The organism is Mycobacterium sp. P4_H6 (assembly GCF_056400845.1).
The window spans coordinates 19,999-36,803 of sequence record NZ_JBFUKN010000023.1; the positions used below are offsets into that span (position 1 = coordinate 19,999).

Below are 16,805 nucleotides of genomic sequence, written 5' to 3' on the forward strand. Positions count from 1 at the left end.
GAGGGCAGCAGCGAAGCGACCCGGGGAATCGGTTCGGTCCGCATCGAACGGGACGGGCCGGTGACGACGGTCATCATGAACCGGCCGGAGGCGCGCAATGCGGTCAACGGCCCGGCCGCCGCAGAGCTGTACGCGGCCTTCGACGAGTTCGACAAGGACGAGACCGCGTCCGTCGCAGTGTTGTGTGGGGACAACGGAACCTTCTGCGCCGGAGCCGATCTCAAGGCGATGGGCACCGCGGAGGGCAATCAGGTGCAGCCCACCGGGCCGGGACCGATGGGGCCGTCGCGGATGATCCTGTCCAAGCCGGTGATCGCCGCCGTCAGTGGTTACGCCGTGGCCGGGGGACTGGAACTCGCACTGTGGTGTGACCTGCGGGTGGTGGAGGAGGACGCCGAGTTCGGGGTGTTCTGCCGGCGCTGGGGTGTGCCGCTGATCGACGGCGGCACGGTGCGGCTGCCACGTCTGATCGGGCACAGCCGGGCGATGGATCTGATCCTCACCGGGCGGGCCGTCGGCGCCCAGGAGGCCATGCAGATCGGTCTGGCCAACCGGGTGGTGCCGAAAGGGCAGGCCCGCGCGGCCGCCGAGGAACTGGCCGCCCAGCTGGCCGCGCTCCCGCAGCTGTGTCTGCGCGCCGACCGGCTCTCCGCGCTGCACCAGTGGGGTCGAACCGAAGAAGCGGCAATCGATTTCGAATTCGGCAGCCTGGCCAAGGTGTCCTCGGAGCTGCTGGCGGGCGCCCAACGGTTCGTCGACGGGGCCGGACGGCACGGGGCCGGCAGCTAGCCCTTGCTGACCTTGTTGCCGCTGCCGAGATCCTCGACCTTCGGGTCACCGCCCTTGTAGACCACGGTGTTGTCGATGCCGACCACGCTGATCTCGGTCTCGACGTTGTCGAGCGTCACCTTGTTGTCGGCGCCGCCGATGTTGACGCTGGAGCAGGTGCCCTTGATGGTGAGGGTGTTGTTGGATCCACCCACGTTGATCGCCTTGCCCTGTGCGCAGTCGATATCGGCTGTGGTGCCGAAGGACCCGTAATTGATGGTGTTGCCGATCTCGACCTGGGCGCCCGAGGTGCCTGCGGTGACGGTCGGAGCGTCGGAATCCCCACTCGACCCGCATCCGGCCAGACCGAGCGCGAGCGCCACGGCGGCGACGGTTCCTGCGATGGGAGTGCGCATACTTCCTCGATTCGTAGCCGGTCGGTTCCAGCCTAGGTGAGCGGAACGTTGATGATGGGCCGTCGCTCACCGGCGCCCGGGCCGTCGAAATGCCACCACTCGCCCGAGTAGACGGTCAGCCCGCCGGCGGCCATCGCTTCGCGCAACACCGCCCGGTTGTACTGCGCGGCGGCGCTCACCCCGTCGGTGGCGTAGGCGTGCGAGGCGGCGGTGAAATCGTCGAAACCGGTGCCCATCTCGGAGAGACTGGTCGCCCCGGCGGTGGTGACATCCACCGACCGTCCCGATTCGTGGCTCTTCGAGTACGGGCCCGGCTGGGCCACCCAGGCCGGGTTGGACACCACCTGGAACATCCGGACCTGGACGTCATGGGGCCGGTAGCAGTCCCAGAACACCAGCCGCAGACCCCGGGCGCGCAGCTGCGCCGCCGCGGTGGCCAGCCCTGCCGCCAGTGATTCGTGCACCAGGCAGCGGGCCGCAGGCGGATACAGCGGTGTGCCGACGAAGTTGTTCGCGGTGGCGTAGCGCAGGTCGATGACGGCGTCGGGCACCGCGCTGCGGACGTCGATGAAACCCGCGGCGCGGGCAGCCGCCGACACCGGAGCGATGGACGGCTCACTGTTCGCCACCGTGACCACCTCGGGAGTCATTGCCGCGCCGCCTATTCCGCCGAGCAGGGCGAACAGTGCGATGAGCCGRCGCACAGGGTCAGGCCGGTGCCCAGTTGACGCGGTTGGTCATGCCGAGTTCTCGGCCGCGGTCGATCACCGCGGGTGCGCCGTTGTGATAGATCACCGTCTGGTCGTACCCGTACACGGTGACGTCGTTGATGACGTTGTCGGCGATCACGATGTTCGACGACCCCTGCAGCGTCACCGCCCAGCAGGTGCCCTTGGCGTTGATGGTGTTGCTGGTCCCGTTCACGAGCAGCGTGGCGTTGTTGCAGTCGATCGTCTGCACGATGCCCTGGCCGGTGATGTGCGTGTCGCCGTTCTTGGCCTGCGCGGACGGCGCGGCCAGACTCGCCAGCAGCAGGGGGGTGACCAGCGCGCCCGCCGCGATGGACCGGCTCCGACTTTTCACACTCAGGGTCGCCATGGGACAACAGAGTACGGTGCCGGGCCCGCCCGGTGGCACCGCTTGGCAGGGATTCCCGTCCGGTCGCCTACGGCGTTGCCGCTGGGTAGCGTAGGCATCGATGTATGGGCGTGGCTTCCGGACGATTCTCCGGACTCTTGCCGTGGCAGCCACCGTCATGGCCGCTGCGGGCTGCGTGCAGCAGGTCGACGGCATGGCACAACCGGCGCGTTCGGCGGATGCCGACGCCGAACGCAGCTACGGCTACGCCGACAACCGCTGCGGATTGCTGACGGACACCTCGGTGCAGTCCGTGCTGGCCGCCGATGACGTGGTCCGGCCCTACAGCGGTGCGGTCTGCCAATACGTGCTGATGCGTGACCGCACCATGCTCGACGCGACGTTCGCCTGGTTCGACACCGGCGACCTGGACCGCGAACGTGCGCTCGCGGTGGAGCGCGGCGCCGAGGTCAGCGACACCGTGATCGAGCGCAGGGTCGCGTTCCTGGCCCGCCGCGACACCACGGGATCGGGCTGCGCGGCCACCGCGGCCGCCGGCGGCGGCGTGCTGAGCTGGTGGGTACAGGTGCGCGACACTTCCGGCGCCGACGCCTGCCCGGACGCCCAGAAACTGTTGTCGGCGACGCTGAAATCGGACATGTGACATGCGCCGCCCCGTGTTGATCACCGCATTTGCCGCCGTGATGGCCGCCGTGCCGGCGCTGACGGGATGCGGCGCCGCAGAGACCGAGCGGGCGGCCCCGGCCACCGGGCAGCAGCGCGCCGGCGGCGGTTTCGAGGGCGGGGACTGCCACGGCATCACCGACGCCGATATCGCCCGGGTCACCGGTGCCGAGATGTTCACCAAGGTGCTGGTCAACGACACCGGGTGTTTCTGGCAGGAGAACACGGTGATCGGCACGTTCGGTGCGGGGATGGGCATTTCGACCTGGTGGTACCGGGGCAGCGACATGGAGGTCGAACGGGAACTGGAGAAGAAGGCCGGCCGCACCCTCACCGAGATCTCGATGGACGGCAACAAGGGTTTCAAGGCCTATGACGCCAATGCCTGCAGCATCTACGTGGCGAAGGGAAACGACCTCATCACCTGGTCGATCCAGACGATGAATCCGGCGACCCTGCCCGCGCTCTGCACCATCACCGATGAACTGGCCAAACTCAGCCAGGACCGGGTGAACTAGAGTCATTAGTCAACCCGGCTTCGGGGGATCTCGACGAACCGGAGGGTGGGGGAATGGCAGCGCGGGCGACCAAACTGAGCCGCGACGCAATCGTGAACGCCGCGCTGGCCTTCCTCGATCGGGAGGGCTGGGACGCGCTGACCATCAACGCGCTTGCCATGCAGCTGGGCACCAAGGGCCCGTCGCTCTACAACCACGTCCAGAGCCTGGAGGACCTGCGCCGAACAGTGCGTATGCGGGTCATCCGGGACATCATCGGCATGTTGAATGCGGTGGGAGAGGGGCGCACCCGGGACGACGCGGTGGTCACCATGGCGAGCGCCTACCGCAGCTACGCCCACCATCATCCGGGCCGGTACTCGGCGTTCACCCGGATGCCGCTGGGCGGCGACGACCCCGAATACACCGCGGCCGCGCGGGAGGCCGCGGGCCCGGTGCTGGCGGCGCTGGCGTCCTACGGACTGGTCGGCGATAACGCGTTCTATGCGGCCCTGGAGTTCTGGTCCGCCCTGCACGGCTTCGTCCTGCTGGAAATGACCGGTGTCATGGACGACGTCGACACCGACGCAGTGTTCACCGACATGGTGCTGCGGTTGGCCGTCGGTATGGAGCGCAGGTAGCCCGTCTGTACGCTGTCGGTATGCGCCCCAGCGCGGCTGTAGCGTCTGACCTGCGATAAGGGCCTTTCAGACGGGTTTGGTTCGGCACGCCCACCCCTGGTATTGTGGAGCCTCGTGCCTGGCTGTCAGGGGCGTGTGCGGCTATTGAAAACGGCCCATACGCTCGCAGGTCGGGCGAATTCGTGTGTCTTCGTGTCCCCGAATGCATCGGAAGGTTCGGTGCCGGGCGCGTGCGACACGCCCGGTCGCGGGGTAGGCGATCAGGCGAAAACAGCAGTACAGAGACCTAAAGCTTGACCTGAAGTAGCACCGCCCAAGAAGCACTGAGCCACCAGAAGTAGAAGTAGCAACACAGAAAGCCGGTACATGCCAACCATCAACCAGCTGGTCCGCAAGGGTCGCCGCGACAAGGTCGCGAAGGTGAAGACCGCGGCCCTCAAGGGCAGCCCGCAGCGCCGCGGCGTGTGCACTCGCGTGTACACCACCACCCCGAAGAAGCCGAACTCGGCGCTTCGGAAGGTCGCTCGCGTGAAGCTGACCACCGGGGTTGAGGTCACCGCCTACATCCCGGGCGAAGGCCACAACCTGCAGGAGCACTCGATGGTGCTGGTGCGCGGCGGTCGTGTGAAGGACCTTCCCGGTGTGCGCTACAAGATCATCCGCGGCTCGCTGGACACCCAGGGTGTCAAGAACCGCAAGCAGGCACGCAGCCGTTACGGCGCGAAGAAGGAGAAGAGCTAATGCCGCGCAAGGGTCCCGCGCCGAAGCGCCCGTTGGTCAACGATCCGGTCTACGGGTCGCAGCTGGTCACCCAGCTGGTCAACAAGGTGCTCCTGGACGGCAAGAAGTCACTGGCCGAGCGCATCGTCTACGGCGCCCTCGAGCAGGCCCGTGACAAGACCGGCACCGATCCCGTCGTCACCCTGAAGCGCGCGCTGGACAACGTCAAGCCCGCCCTCGAGGTGCGTAGCCGCCGCGTCGGTGGCGCCACCTACCAGGTGCCGGTCGAGGTCCGTCCCGAGCGGTCGACCACACTGGCACTGCGCTGGCTGGTCAGCTTCTCCAAGGCCCGCCGCGAGAAGACCATGGTCGAGCGTCTCGCCAACGAGATCCTCGACGCCAGCAATGGCCTCGGCGCCGCTGTGAAGCGTCGCGAAGACACGCACAAGATGGCCGAAGCAAACCGGGCATTCGCGCACTACCGCTGGTGATCACGGCCCTTCGGGGTAGCACACCGGACAGCAATCAAGCAAGCGAAAGAGTGGGAATCTAGCCGTGGCACAGGACGTGCTGACCGACCTCACGAAGGTCCGCAACATCGGCATCATGGCGCACATCGACGCCGGCAAGACGACGACGACYGAGCGCATCCTCTTCTACACCGGTATCTCGTACAAGATCGGTGAGGTGCACGACGGCGCCGCCACGATGGACTGGATGGAGCAGGAGCAGGAGCGGGGTATCACCATCACCTCGGCTGCCACCACCTGCTTCTGGAACGACAACCAGATCAACATCATCGACACCCCGGGTCACGTCGACTTCACCGTCGAGGTGGAGCGCTCGCTGCGCGTGCTCGATGGCGCCGTTGCCGTCTTCGACGGCAAGGAAGGCGTGGAGCCGCAGTCCGAGCAGGTGTGGCGTCAGGCCGACAAGTACGACGTGCCGCGTATCTGCTTCGTCAACAAGATGGACAAGCTGGGCGCCGACTTCTACTTCTCGGTGCAGACGATGAAGGACCGCCTCGGCGCCAACGTCATCCCGATCCAGCTGCCGATCGGCTCCGAAGGCGACTTCGAGGGCATCGTCGACCTGGTCGAGATGAAGGCCAAGGTGTGGCGCGGCGAGACCAAGCTCGGCGAGACCTACGAGACCATCGACATTCCGGCGGATCTCCAGGACAAGGCCAACGAGTACCGCACCGCCATGATCGAGGCCGTCGCCGAGACCGACGACGACCTCATGGAGAAGTACCTGGGCGGCGAAGATCTCACCATCGACGAGATCAAGGCCGGTCTGCGCAAGCTGACCGTGTCCTCGGCGGCCTACCCGGTGCTGTGCGGTAGCGCGTTCAAGAACAAGGGCGTGCAGCCCATGCTCGACGCCGTCATCGACTACCTGCCGACCCCGCTGGACGTCGCGGCGGCCGAAGGTCACCCGCCGAACAAGGAAGACGAGATCATCTCTCGGAAGCCTTCGGCGGACGAGCCCTTCTCCGGGCTGGCCTTCAAGGTTGCGACCCACCCGTTCTTCGGCAAGCTGACCTACGTCCGGGTGTACTCGGGCAAGGTCGACTCCGGTGCTCAGGTCATCAACTCGACCAAGGGCAAGAAGGAGCGTCTGGGCAAGCTGTTCCAGATGCACTCCAACAAGGAGAACCCGGTCGAGACGGCCAGTGCCGGCCACATCTACGCGGTCATCGGGCTCAAGGACACCACCACCGGTGACACCCTGAGCGAYCCGAACAACCAGATCGTGCTCGAGTCGATGACCTTCCCGGATCCGGTCATCGAGGTTGCCATCGAGCCCAAGACCAAGAGTGACCAGGAAAAGCTGGGCACCGCCATCCAGAAGCTCGCCGAAGAGGACCCGACCTTCAAGGTCCACCAGGACGACGAGACCGGCCAGACCGTCATCGGCGGCATGGGCGAGCTGCACCTGGACATCCTCGTGGACCGCATGCGTCGCGAGTTCAAGGTCGAGGCCAACGTCGGTAAGCCCCAGGTGGCCTACCGCGAGACCATCCGGCGCACGGTCGAGAAGGTCGAGTACACCCACAAGAAGCAGACGGGTGGCTCCGGCCAGTTCGCCAAGGTCATCATCAGCCTGGAGCCGTTCAGCGGCGAGGACGGTGCGACCTACGAGTTCGAGAACAAGGTCACCGGTGGCCGCATCCCTCGCGAGTACATCCCGTCGGTGGATGCCGGTGCACAGGACGCCATGCGGTACGGCGTGCTGGCCGGTTACCCGCTGGTGAATGTGAAGGTCACGCTGCTCGACGGCGCCTACCACGACGTCGACTCGTCGGAAATGGCCTTCAAGGTGGCCGGTTCCCAGGCGCTGAAGAAGGCTGCGCAGGCAGCTCAGCCGGCGATCCTGGAACCGATCATGGCCGTCGAGGTCACCACGCCCGAGGATTACATGGGCGATGTGATCGGCGACCTGAACTCCCGCCGTGGTCAGATCCAGGCCATGGAGGAGCGCAGCGGTGCGCGCGTCGTCAAGGCGCAGGTTCCGCTGTCGGAGATGTTCGGCTACGTCGGCGACCTTCGGTCGAAGACCCAGGGCCGGGCCAACTACTCCATGGTGTTCGATTCGTACGCTGAAGTTCCGGCGAACGTCTCGAAGGAGATCATCGCGAAGGCGACGGGTCAGTGAGAATCGAAGCGCGCCAGCGCTGAGGCTCGGAGCTGATCCGGAGGCGAGCCAGCAGGACGGCGAAGGCGACCGGGCAGTGGTCCGGTACCTTGCAGACCACACAACTGAACACATCAACACACCTGCTTTAAGTAAAAGCACCAACAAGTCCAGGAGGACACCACAGTGGCGAAGGCGAAGTTCGAGCGGACGAAGCCGCACGTCAACATCGGGACCATCGGTCACGTTGACCACGGCAAGACCACGCTGACCGCAGCGATCACCAAGGTTCTGCACGACCAGTACCCCGATTTGAACGAGTCGCGCGCATTCGACCAGATCGACAATGCGCCCGAAGAGCGTCAGCGCGGTATCACCATCAACATCTCGCATGTTGAGTACCAGACCGAGAAGCGTCACTACGCACACGTCGACGCCCCCGGCCACGCTGACTACATCAAGAACATGATCACCGGTGCAGCCCAGATGGACGGCGCCATCCTCGTGGTCGCCGCCACCGACGGCCCGATGCCGCAGACGCGTGAGCACGTGCTGCTCGCCCGCCAGGTCGGCGTGCCCTACATCCTGGTCGCGCTGAACAAGTCGGACATGGTCGACGACGAAGAACTGCTGGAGCTCGTCGAGCTCGAGGTCCGCGAACTGCTGGCCGCCCAGGACTTCGACGAGGACGCCCCCGTCGTTCAGGTCTCGGCGCTCAAGGCACTCGAGGGTGACCCGAAGTGGGTCGAGTCGGTTCAGAAGCTGATGGCCGCCGTCGACGAGTCCATCCCGGACCCGGTTCGCGAGACCGACAAGCCCTTCCTGATGCCCGTCGAGGACGTCTTCACCATCACCGGTCGTGGCACCGTGGTGACCGGTCGCGTCGAGCGTGGCGTGATCAACGTCAACGAGGACGTCGAGATCGTCGGCATCAAGCCGACCACCACCAAGACCACGGTCACCGGTGTCGAGATGTTCCGCAAGCTGCTCGACCAGGGCCAGGCCGGCGACAACGTCGGTCTGCTGGTTCGTGGCATCAAGCGCGAAGATGTCGAGCGTGGCCAGGTTGTCGTCAAGCCCGGCACCACCACCCCGCACACCGAGTTCGAGGGCAGCGTCTACATCCTGTCCAAGGACGAGGGTGGCCGCCACACGCCGTTCTTCAACAACTACCGTCCGCAGTTCTACTTCCGCACCACGGACGTGACCGGCGTTGTGACCCTGCCCGAGGGCACCGAGATGGTGATGCCCGGTGACAACACCGACATCTCCGTCAAGCTGATCCAGCCCGTCGCCATGGACGAGGGTCTGCGGTTCGCCATCCGTGAGGGTGGACGTACCGTCGGCGCCGGCCGCGTGACCAAGATCAACAAGTAACACCAACGCTGTAAAGAAGCGGCGCTCACCCGAAAGGGTGGGCGCCGCTTTGCTGTCCGCATCTTGCGGCGAAACTCGCGTACCCGGGGTTGAGAAAGCCTGCGCAACCCCGGGTACGCGAGTTTCGCGCTAGAGGTCTTCGATGCTGAGGATGCCGTCCTGCACGGCACGGGCGATCAGCGCCGCCTTGGTCGGCGCCGGTCTGCCGACGGCGGCGTACTTCGCGCGGGCCCGCTGCAGATGGGTGCGCACCGTCGACGGCTCGATGAAGAGCCGCTTGGCGACGAACTCCTTGTTCTCGGTCTGGAACCAGGCGATGAGCACCTCGCGCTCGCGGGTGCTCAGACCGGGCCGCCCGACCGTGCGGTCGTTGAACAACGCCTTGGCCATCCGCGGACCGACGTACGGCGTGTTCGCATGCGCGGCATACACCGCGTCGAACAGGTGCTGCTTGTCCTCGCCCTTGGCCAGGAAAGTGGTGGCGCCGGCATCCAGGCTCGACAGGATCACCTCGTCGGTGGCCATGTGCGAGTAGACGATGACGCGGTGCCCGGCTTCGCACACCTGCCGCAGGGTTTCGAACTCGGGCTGGAAACGGTCGTACTGCAGATCGAACATGACCACCTCGATGTCCTCGCCGCCCTGCGGATGGTCGGCGAGGAATGAGGTGGGGTTCGGGTAATCGGCGACCAGATCGATGGGCGGATTGCAGCCGGCAAACCAGGCGCGGACGCCGGCATGGATCACGTCGTGATCGTCGATCAGTGCGACCGTGATGGCTTCCGTCGTTTTGTCCACCCCGCGATCGATGGTCCTAGTCATGCATTTCCCCCGACATCGACGAGGGCATCAGCGTGTCCCCAGCGCGGTGCAGTTCACAGGACTGTACCTCCAGCAAACCCGTAGTGACGCCTCAACTTGAGATCTTGGCTAACAGAATTGTCGCCGGGGTAGATTTTAGGCGATTTCGGCGCAGTCCTCGACGTCAATGACGGTATCCGGCAGCAGGTGATGGACGCTGATCCACACGGTGCCGCCGATCTCGGTGACCTCGATACGCGGCTGATCGGTTGTGCCCGGCCGCGGCTCGACCCCCGTGCCGTCGTCATCGCAGAGGATGCTGGCGATCAGTTCCCCGGGGACCACGGTCAGCCCCAACCGGGCATGTTCGACGGCGCGGGCCAAGGCCGCCTCGATCGGTTCGAGCAGTCGGCGGCGCTGTTCGCGGTCCAGTCGCGGCAGGTCATTGTCGGCGTTCAGCGACACCACCACACCGCGCGCGTCGGCCTCCTCGATGGCCGGCCGCAACTCGGCGACCAGCGGATGGCCGAAGGTGCGGGCCTGGAAGATGTAGAGGCGCAGCCGACGCGATTCGATGCGGGCCCGCCACCGGATGTCGGCGTCCATGGCCCCGGTGCTCAGCGTCTGCAGGAGCGGGAACACCCCGCGGATCAGTTTCGAGGTGCGCCGCACGTAGTCGTCGTGCAGGGCCTCGGTGATCCGTCGCTGTGCGTCGTTGGCCCACCGGGCCCGGATCTCTTCGGCGGCAACGGTATTGGCGTTGCGCAGCAGTACCGGAAACGCCAGCGCGAAGATCTGGACCACGAAGATGCCCGCGGTGTACAGCGCCAGGTTGTACGCGGTATCCATGCCCGGGTAGTGGACGAAGTTCAGGATCGCGGTACCCAACCAGAACGCGATCATGACGGCTGCGGCCGGAGCCAGCCGCAGCCGCAACAGGTGCGGCAGTACGCACAGCGTGGTCGCCAGCAGGGGCCACTGGGCCGGCCCACCCAGCATGGTGTCGGGCAGCAGGCTGGCCTGCGCGTAGATCACCACGGCCATCAGCACCAGGGCCGGGATGGTGAGATTCGGGCGGTGGTCCAGCACCCGCGGGATACCCGCGAGTGCCACCAGGGCGGCGAGCCCGCCCAATGCGAACTGCGCCGTGGGGTGGTCGGTCGTGGTCGCCGCATAGGGCACCGCAAGCGCCAACTGGACGAAGGCGAACGCCACGATGCCCAGGCCGAAGCGCACCAGGATGCGCTCGGTGAGCTGGTCGACGTCGTCGATGCGAGGGGCGCCCGGCGTCGCGCGCTGCAGTTGATGCCAGTTGACGGTGACGACGGTGCCGGTTCCGGGGGAGGAGCGCACCGATGCGGTGCCGTTGGCGCGTCGCATCCGGCCGACGATCGATTCGGCGACACCGTGGCCGAGCGTGGTGGTGATGGGGTCGAACCCGACACCATCGTMGGTGATGGTCACCTTCGTCGGCGAGATGTCGATGACGATGCGCTGCGCCCGGGCGTGACGATCGGCGTTGTTGATCGCCTCACGGACCACCGCGACCACGGCGTTGGCGGTGCGGCCGTCCAGCACCAGCCGGCCCAGCCCGGTCATCCCGATGGGGGTGGTGCAGTGCTGGACCTCGACGCGAATCGCGGCGGCGACATCGGTGGCCGACTTGGCGCCGAGGCCGATCGGCTCCCCGGCCAGCAGCGCGAGGTCGCGGCTGGCCTGGGCCGCGATGCGTTCCGGTGAGACCTCGGCGCCTTCGCCGACGAGGTGCAGGGTCGAGGCGGCGGTGTCGTGCACCAGCGCCATGTGTTCGAGTTCGTGATCACGCACGGCCGCGGCGATCGCGTCGCGCAGCGCGGCATCGTGGTTGTCGGCGCGGGTCTGGTCGACGCGGCGGGCCACGGTCCGCGCGGTCAGCACCAGCACGGTGGTGATGGCCCACTCGACGGCCAGCATGTAGTAGAGCATCGGGATGTGCAGGACCCGATCCCACCCGACGACCTGCGCGCACCCGGCCATGTAGGCCGCTGTGATCGCCAGTGCCGCAAGGAAACTCATTTTCGGGGGCTGAGCGATGGCGTAGGTGATCACCGCGACGCCCGCGATGACCTGGGGTACCGAATTGGTGTACAGCAACTGTGGGTCGGTACCGAAGACCGGAACCGAGGCCGACACCACCAGCACATAGCAGAGGTCGAGAATCTGAAACGTCGCCGACGTCGACCTGGTCGCCAACCGGTAGACCGACCAGCACACCAGCAGTGCCAGCGCGGCCAGTCCGAGATTCGATTCCGGGGTGTTCGGCAGCAACAGTGCACTGATCGACGCCACCAGCGTGACGCTGTTCAGCAGAATGACGGCAAGGGTCTGTGCGTGGGCGATCACCTGCTGCTCGGATACATGGACCGCCGGGTCGTGGCCGCGCTCGAGCACAGGACATTATGTACCGAATGTCATTGTCAACGTCAGCCAATTGACGGACATTGCCACATGGGCCGGCGCCGGTCCGCCGAGCGTCCGACGGTGCAGGCTCCCTACAGCTAATCTGATCGCGTCCAAGCGTCTGGATATCCCGTCGCCCCGAGGAGCGTGGCCGTGTTGTGGCGTTATGTGAAGGCGCAGGCCTGGGTGCTGCTGTGCGGTGGGCTGGTCGGGCCGATCTTTCTGGCCGTCTACTTCGGCTCAGGGCAGAACGATTTCCTGAAGTGGATGTTCTGGGCGGGGCTGCTCGTGACGGCAGTCGATGTGCTCGCGGCCCTGGCCATCGCCGCCTACGGGACCAAGGCGCAGGCCAAGTCCGATCAGCTGGAAGCCCACGGCGTGCTCGGGCTCGCGCAGATCATCGGGATGGCCGAGACGAACACCCGGATCAACGACCGCCCGGTGGTAAAACTCAACCTGCGCATATCCGGACCGGGGATCGCGACGTTCGACGTCGAGGACCGGGTGATCTCCGACGTCACACGGTTGGCCATGCTCACCTCCCGACGGTTGGCAGTGCTGGTGGATCCCGCCACCGGCCAGTTCCAGATCGACTGGGAACGCAGCGGTTTGATCAACGGTCAGGTGCCTGCGACATTCTCGGTCGCCGAGGACAACAGGACCTACGACCTGTCCGGGCAGGCTGAGCCGCTGATGGAGATCCTGCAGATACTCAAGGCCAACGGCATCGGCATGAACAGCATGGTCGACCTGCGCAACAACCCGGGGGCGCGGGCGCAGGTGCAGGCGGTGGTCCGCCGCGCCGCGGCCCAGCAGGCACCGCCGCCGGTCCCGCCCGCCGCCGCGTATGTGCCCCCACCGGTCGGGGTGTACACGCCACCGGTCCCCGAACCCAGCACCGCGCAACGGTTGCAGGAACTGGAGACCCTGCGTGCGACCGGGGTGATCTCCGAGGACGAGTACGCCGCCAAGCGTCAACAGATCATCGCCGATCTGTGAACAGGCGCCATTAGCAAGCCGTACCAGTCCGCTTGCGGTAGCGTCCGCCTCAGCGACCAAGTCCTGGGGAGGACGGTGGGGTGCCATGACCGCAGCGGAAGTCGACGTCAGAGACAACAAGGTCAGTCTGCCGACCCTGACCGCCATGGTCATCGGGTCGATGATCGGTTCGGGAGTGTTCCTGCTGCCGCGCCGCTTCGGCGTGGAGACCGGTGTGGCGGGCGCCCTGATCGCCTGGACCATCGCCGGTGCCGGAATGCTGATGCTGGCCTTCGTCTTCCAGCGCCTGGCCACTCGCAAACCCGACCTGGACGCCGGCATCTACGCCTACGCCCGGGCCGGTTTCGGCGACTACGTGGGTTTCAACTCCGCGTTCGGATTCTGGGCATCGGCGTGCGCGGGCAACACCTCGTACTGGGTGCTCATCATGGCCACCCTGGGGTCGCTGTTCCCGGCGTTGTTCCCCACTCTCGGTGACGGTTCCACCGTCATCGCGGTGGTCATCTCGTCCATCGGGGTGTGGCTGTTCTTCTATCTGATCCTGCGTGGCGTGAAGGAAGCCGCCATCATCAACCGCATCGCGACGTTTGCCAAGATCATCCCGATCCTGATGTTCATCGTGATCGTCGCCATCGCCTTCAAGGCCGATGTCTTCACTGGCAACTTCTGGGGTGGCGACGGGAACTATTCCTGGTCATCGCTTTTCGAGCAGGCCAAAGGCACGATGCTGATCACGGTCTTCGTGTTCATGGGCATCGAGGGCGCCAGCGTCTACTCCCGCTTCGCCAAGAAACGGGAGGACGTCGGCAAGGCCACCGTGATCGGCTTCCTGGCGGTGCTGTCGGTCTTCATGCTGGTGACCCTGTCCTCCTACGGTGTGCTGGCGCAGTCCGAGCTGGCGGATGCGTCTCAGCCGTCGATGGCCGCAGTGCTGGAATCGGTTGTCGGACCGTGGGGTTCGGTGCTCATCCGGGTGGGCGTCATCATCTCGGTGCTGGGTGCCTACCTGGCCTGGACGTTGATGGCCGCCGAGATCCTGTACCTGCCCGCCAAATCCGACGACATGCCCAGATTCCTGTCCCGGGAGAACGCCAATGGGGCTCCGGTCAACGCACTCATCATGGCCGCCGGGCTGGTGCAGTTGCTGCTGATCCTGCTGGTGTTCTCGGACAACGCGCTGGACTTCATGCTCGATCTGACTGCGGCGCTGGCCTTGATCCCGTATCTGCTCGCCGCCGGTTATGCGTTGAAGCTGACCATCACCCGCGAAACCTATTCCGACGGCAAGTCGTTGGTCCCGGACATGGTGATCGCCGCGGTGGCAACTTTCTATACGCTGTTCCTGGTCTACGCCGCGGGTTGGGATCACCTCCTGTTGTCCTGCATCCTCTACGCCCCCGGCGCGCTGCTGTACTGGATGGCTCGCAGGCAGAGCGGACTGCGGGTGTTCAAGCCCGCCGAAGCGGTGTTGTTCGCCGTCATCGTGCTGGGTGCGATCGGTGGGATCTACGGCCTGATCACCGGTGCCATCCAGATCTAGTCTCGACCACAGCTGCTAAGGAGAACGTATGACCGCCAAGCCATCCGACGCCTACGGAGTGCACTCCGAAGTGGGCAAGCTGCGCAAGGTGCTGGTGTGCTCGCCTGGCCTTGCTCACGAACGGTTGACGCCGACCAACTGCGATGACCTCTTGTTCGACGATGTGCTGTGGGTCCAGAACGCCCGACGCGATCACTTCGACTTCATGGACAAGATGCGCGACCGCGACGTCGAGGTCGTCGAACTGCACGAGCTGCTCACCGAGACCATGGAGAACACCGAGGCGAAGGCCTGGTTACTCGACCGCAAGATCACGGCCAACGAGGTGGGCCTCGGACTCGTCGAGGACACCCGCGGCTTCCTGGACTCCCTGCAGCCCCGTCGGCTCGCCGAACTGCTCATCGGTGGGATGTCGACCCTCGACCTGCCGTCGGACATCCAGTCCGGGTACCGCGCGCTCACCCGTGAGGACACCCGGGTCGCCGAGTACCTGATGCCGCCGTTGCCGAACACGCTCTACACCCGCGACACCACCTGCTGGATCTACGGTGGGGTGACGCTCAATCCGCTCTACTGGCCGGCCCGGCAGGACGAGACGCTGTTGATGAAGGCGATCTACGAGTTCCACCCCGACTACGTGGGATCCCGGGTGTGGTGGGGCGATCCCGAGAAGCAGTGGGGACTGGCCACCATCGAAGGCGGCGATGTGCTGATTCCGGGCAACGGAGTGGTGCTCATCGGGATGAGCGAACGGACCTCGCGTCAGGCCATCACCCAGGTGGCCGCCGAGCTGTTCGCGCACGGCGCGGCCGAGAAGGTGATCGTGGCCGGGATGCCCAAGCTGCGTGCCGCCATGCACCTGGACACGGTCTTCACCTTCGCCGACCGCGACGTGGTCACCATCTACCCCGACATCGTCGACAACATCGCCCCGTTCACGCTGCTGCCCAGCGATACCGAACCCGGCGTCGAGGTGATCGAGGAGGACAAGCCGTTCACCGAAGTGGTGGCTGCCGCGCTGGGACTGCCGGAACTGCGCATCGTCGAGACCGGGGGCACCCAGTACGACTCGGAACGCCAGCAATGGGACAGCGGCAACAACCTCGTCGCGGTCGAACCGGGAGTGGTCTTCGCCTACGACCGCAACACCCACACAAACTCGTTGCTGCGTAAGGCCGGCGTCGAGGTCATCACCATCGTCGGCGCCGAACTGGGCCGCGGGCGAGGGGGCGGACACTGTATGACCTGCCCCATCATCCGTGATCCCGTCGTCTTCTAGTTGCGGCCGCATTTACTAGAACACGTTTCAGTTCTACTGCTAGCCTGACGCGGGGCTGAAGAAAGGACCGGCGATGACGGCGGCAAGCGAACCACTCGAAGGCCGGGTGGCCTTCATCACCGGCGCCGCTCGCGGCCAGGGACGGGCGCATGCCATCCGGCTGGCCAACGAGGGCGCCGACATCATCGCCTCCGATATCTGCGCGCCGGTCTCGAGCTCGGTCACCTACCCGGCGGCCACCGCCGAGGACCTGGCCGAAACGGTGCGCGCGGTGGAGGCGACCGGGCGCAAGGTGCTGGCCCGGGCCGTCGACATCCGCGATCTGGAAGCCCAGCAGCAGCTGGTGGCCGACGCCGTCGAGCAGTTCGGCCGGCTCGACATCGTGGTGGCCAATGCGGGTGTGCTGAGCTGGGGCCGGCTCTGGGAGCTCACGCCGGAACAGTGGGACACCGTCATCGACGTGAACCTCAACGGCACCTGGCGGACCATCCGGGCCACCGTGCCCGCGATGATCGAAGCCGGCAACGGCGGGTCGATCATCATCGTCAGCTCGTCGGCCGGGGTGAAAGCCACTCCGGGGAACGGTCACTACGCGGCGTCCAAGCACGGACTCACCGCCTTGACCAATTCGCTGGCGCTGGAGGTCGGTGAATTCGGCATCCGAGTGAACTCCATCCACCCGTACTCCATCGACACCCCGATGATCGAACCGGAGGCGATGGGCGCGCTGTTCGGCAAGCACCCCAGCTTCCTGCACAGCTTCGCGCCCATGCCGTATCACCGAGTGACCGATGGCAAGAGCGAGGGCCTGGCGGCGTTCATGCCGCCCGAAGAGGTCGCCAACGTGGTGGCCTGGCTGGCCAGTGACGCGTCATCGACCCTGTCGGGCAGCCAGATTGCCGTCGACCGCGGCGTGATGAAGTACTAGAG

The 16,805-nt window shown here is 65.9% G+C and carries 17 protein-coding genes; 12 read left to right on the top strand and 5 right to left on the bottom strand.

Features of this window, described 5'->3' with window-relative positions; all coding sequences use genetic code 11:
- The first annotated feature begins 27 nt into the window (after window positions 1–27).
- Window positions 28–789 carry a crotonase/enoyl-CoA hydratase family protein gene (locus tag AC1DTF_RS12000; protein WP_268766290.1) on the top strand — a complete coding sequence of 254 codons (762 nt, stop codon included), beginning with the start codon at window positions 28–30 and terminating at the stop codon, window positions 787–789.
- Here AC1DTF_RS12000 and AC1DTF_RS12005 read toward each other — a convergent pair.
- From AC1DTF_RS12005 to AC1DTF_RS12015, 3 genes are read right to left on the bottom strand one after another with little or no spacing between them, the layout of a single operon-like run.
- Window positions 786–1,184, bottom strand: a complete 399-nt coding sequence (locus tag AC1DTF_RS12005; RefSeq protein WP_057166985.1) for a DUF3060 domain-containing protein — start codon at window positions 1,182–1,184, stop codon at window positions 786–788. The genes AC1DTF_RS12000 and AC1DTF_RS12005 overlap by 4 nt on opposite strands.
- Window positions 1,185–1,216: 32 nt before the next feature.
- Complete coding sequence (locus tag AC1DTF_RS12010; RefSeq protein WP_477474242.1) at window positions 1,217–1,834, bottom strand: M15 family metallopeptidase; 618 nt, start codon at window positions 1,832–1,834, stop codon at window positions 1,217–1,219.
- A gap of 58 nt (window positions 1,835–1,892) precedes the next feature.
- Window positions 1,893–2,282 carry a DUF3060 domain-containing protein gene (locus tag AC1DTF_RS12015; protein ID WP_057166987.1) on the bottom strand — a complete coding sequence of 130 codons (390 nt, stop codon included), beginning with the start codon at window positions 2,280–2,282 and terminating at the stop codon, window positions 1,893–1,895.
- 100 nt (window positions 2,283–2,382) lie between these two features.
- Here AC1DTF_RS12015 and AC1DTF_RS12020 point away from each other — a divergent pair, with 100 nt between their 5' ends.
- The 7 genes from AC1DTF_RS12020 to tuf all read left to right on the top strand — a co-directional run bounded on the left by AC1DTF_RS12020 (window position 2,383) and on the right by tuf (window position 8,817).
- The gene (locus AC1DTF_RS12020; RefSeq protein ID WP_057166988.1) at window positions 2,383–2,925 is read left to right on the top strand and encodes a DUF3558 domain-containing protein; all 543 of its coding nucleotides are present in this window, start codon (window positions 2,383–2,385) and stop codon (window positions 2,923–2,925) included.
- A 1-nt stretch (window position 2,926) separates the two neighbouring features.
- Complete coding sequence (locus tag AC1DTF_RS12025; RefSeq protein WP_057166989.1) at window positions 2,927–3,463, top strand: DUF3558 domain-containing protein; 537 nt, start codon at window positions 2,927–2,929, stop codon at window positions 3,461–3,463.
- 53 nt (window positions 3,464–3,516) lie between these two features.
- The gene (locus AC1DTF_RS12030; RefSeq protein WP_057166990.1) at window positions 3,517–4,083 is read left to right on the top strand and encodes a TetR/AcrR family transcriptional regulator; all 567 of its coding nucleotides are present in this window, start codon (window positions 3,517–3,519) and stop codon (window positions 4,081–4,083) included.
- 366 nt (window positions 4,084–4,449) lie between these two features.
- On the top strand, window positions 4,450–4,824 hold the full coding sequence (rpsL, locus tag AC1DTF_RS12035) for a 30S ribosomal protein S12 (protein ID WP_057166991.1): 375 nt from the start codon (window positions 4,450–4,452) through the stop codon (window positions 4,822–4,824).
- On the top strand, window positions 4,824–5,294 hold the full coding sequence (rpsG, locus tag AC1DTF_RS12040; RefSeq protein ID WP_057166992.1) for a 30S ribosomal protein S7: 471 nt from the start codon (window positions 4,824–4,826) through the stop codon (window positions 5,292–5,294). Before rpsL ends, rpsG begins: the two co-directional genes overlap by 1 nt.
- A gap of 64 nt (window positions 5,295–5,358) precedes the next feature.
- Window positions 5,359–7,461 (top strand): elongation factor G, encoded by a 2,103-nt coding sequence (gene fusA / locus AC1DTF_RS12045; RefSeq protein ID WP_057166993.1) that lies wholly within the window; start codon window positions 5,359–5,361, stop codon window positions 7,459–7,461.
- Window positions 7,462–7,626: 165 nt separating this feature from the next.
- On the top strand, window positions 7,627–8,817 hold the full coding sequence (gene tuf, locus AC1DTF_RS12050) for an elongation factor Tu (RefSeq protein ID WP_057166994.1): 1,191 nt from the start codon (window positions 7,627–7,629) through the stop codon (window positions 8,815–8,817).
- Between the two features lie 129 nt (window positions 8,818–8,946).
- Here the strand turns inward: tuf and AC1DTF_RS12055 are convergent, their stop codons facing one another.
- Window positions 8,947–9,639, bottom strand: a complete 693-nt coding sequence (locus AC1DTF_RS12055) for a response regulator transcription factor (RefSeq protein WP_057166995.1) — start codon at window positions 9,637–9,639, stop codon at window positions 8,947–8,949.
- Between the two features lie 135 nt (window positions 9,640–9,774).
- Window positions 9,775–12,048: a sensor histidine kinase gene (locus tag AC1DTF_RS12060; protein WP_477474214.1), complete on the bottom strand. Its 2,274-nt coding sequence runs from the start codon at window positions 12,046–12,048 to the stop codon at window positions 9,775–9,777.
- A 156-nt stretch (window positions 12,049–12,204) separates the two neighbouring features.
- Between AC1DTF_RS12060 and AC1DTF_RS12065 the strand changes: the two genes are divergently transcribed.
- From AC1DTF_RS12065 to AC1DTF_RS12080, 4 genes are all read left to right on the top strand, one after another.
- Window positions 12,205–13,056 (top strand): SHOCT domain-containing protein, encoded by an 852-nt coding sequence (locus tag AC1DTF_RS12065; RefSeq protein WP_477474215.1) that lies wholly within the window; start codon window positions 12,205–12,207, stop codon window positions 13,054–13,056.
- 85 nt (window positions 13,057–13,141) lie between these two features.
- Entirely contained in the window at window positions 13,142–14,596 is a 1,455-nt protein-coding gene (locus AC1DTF_RS12070) for a basic amino acid/polyamine antiporter (RefSeq protein ID WP_477474216.1), read from the top strand.
- A 28-nt stretch (window positions 14,597–14,624) separates the two neighbouring features.
- Window positions 14,625–15,875, top strand: a complete 1,251-nt coding sequence (arcA, locus tag AC1DTF_RS12075; protein ID WP_057166999.1) for an arginine deiminase — start codon at window positions 14,625–14,627, stop codon at window positions 15,873–15,875.
- A gap of 73 nt (window positions 15,876–15,948) precedes the next feature.
- Window positions 15,949–16,803 carry a mycofactocin-coupled SDR family oxidoreductase gene (locus tag AC1DTF_RS12080; protein WP_057167000.1) on the top strand — a complete coding sequence of 285 codons (855 nt, stop codon included), beginning with the start codon at window positions 15,949–15,951 and terminating at the stop codon, window positions 16,801–16,803.
- Window positions 16,804–16,805 lie beyond the last annotated feature (2 nt).

Bases quoted from the DNA above. Each gene is read 5' to 3' on its own strand.
- AC1DTF_RS12005 (WP_057166985.1), bottom strand. From the start codon at position 1,184: ATGCGCACTCCCATCGCAGGAACCGTCGCCGCCGTGGCGCTCGCGCTC.
- AC1DTF_RS12010 (WP_477474242.1), bottom strand. From the start codon at position 1,834: ATGACTCCCGAGGTGGTCACGGTGGCGAACAGTGAGCCGTCCATCGCT.
- AC1DTF_RS12015 (WP_057166987.1), bottom strand. From the start codon at position 2,282: ATGGCGACCCTGAGTGTGAAAAGTCGGAGCCGGTCCATCGCGGCGGGC.
- AC1DTF_RS12020 (WP_057166988.1), top strand. From the start codon at position 2,383: ATGTATGGGCGTGGCTTCCGGACGATTCTCCGGACTCTTGCCGTGGCA.
- AC1DTF_RS12025 (WP_057166989.1), top strand. From the start codon at position 2,927: ATGCGCCGCCCCGTGTTGATCACCGCATTTGCCGCCGTGATGGCCGCC.
- AC1DTF_RS12030 (WP_057166990.1), top strand. From the start codon at position 3,517: ATGGCAGCGCGGGCGACCAAACTGAGCCGCGACGCAATCGTGAACGCC.
- rpsL (WP_057166991.1), top strand. From the start codon at position 4,450: ATGCCAACCATCAACCAGCTGGTCCGCAAGGGTCGCCGCGACAAGGTC.
- rpsG (WP_057166992.1), top strand. From the start codon at position 4,824: ATGCCGCGCAAGGGTCCCGCGCCGAAGCGCCCGTTGGTCAACGATCCG.
- AC1DTF_RS12055 (WP_057166995.1), bottom strand. From the start codon at position 9,639: ATGACTAGGACCATCGATCGCGGGGTGGACAAAACGACGGAAGCCATC.
- AC1DTF_RS12070 (WP_477474216.1), top strand. From the start codon at position 13,142: ATGACCGCAGCGGAAGTCGACGTCAGAGACAACAAGGTCAGTCTGCCG.
- arcA (WP_057166999.1), top strand. From the start codon at position 14,625: ATGACCGCCAAGCCATCCGACGCCTACGGAGTGCACTCCGAAGTGGGC.
- AC1DTF_RS12080 (WP_057167000.1), top strand. From the start codon at position 15,949: ATGACGGCGGCAAGCGAACCACTCGAAGGCCGGGTGGCCTTCATCACC.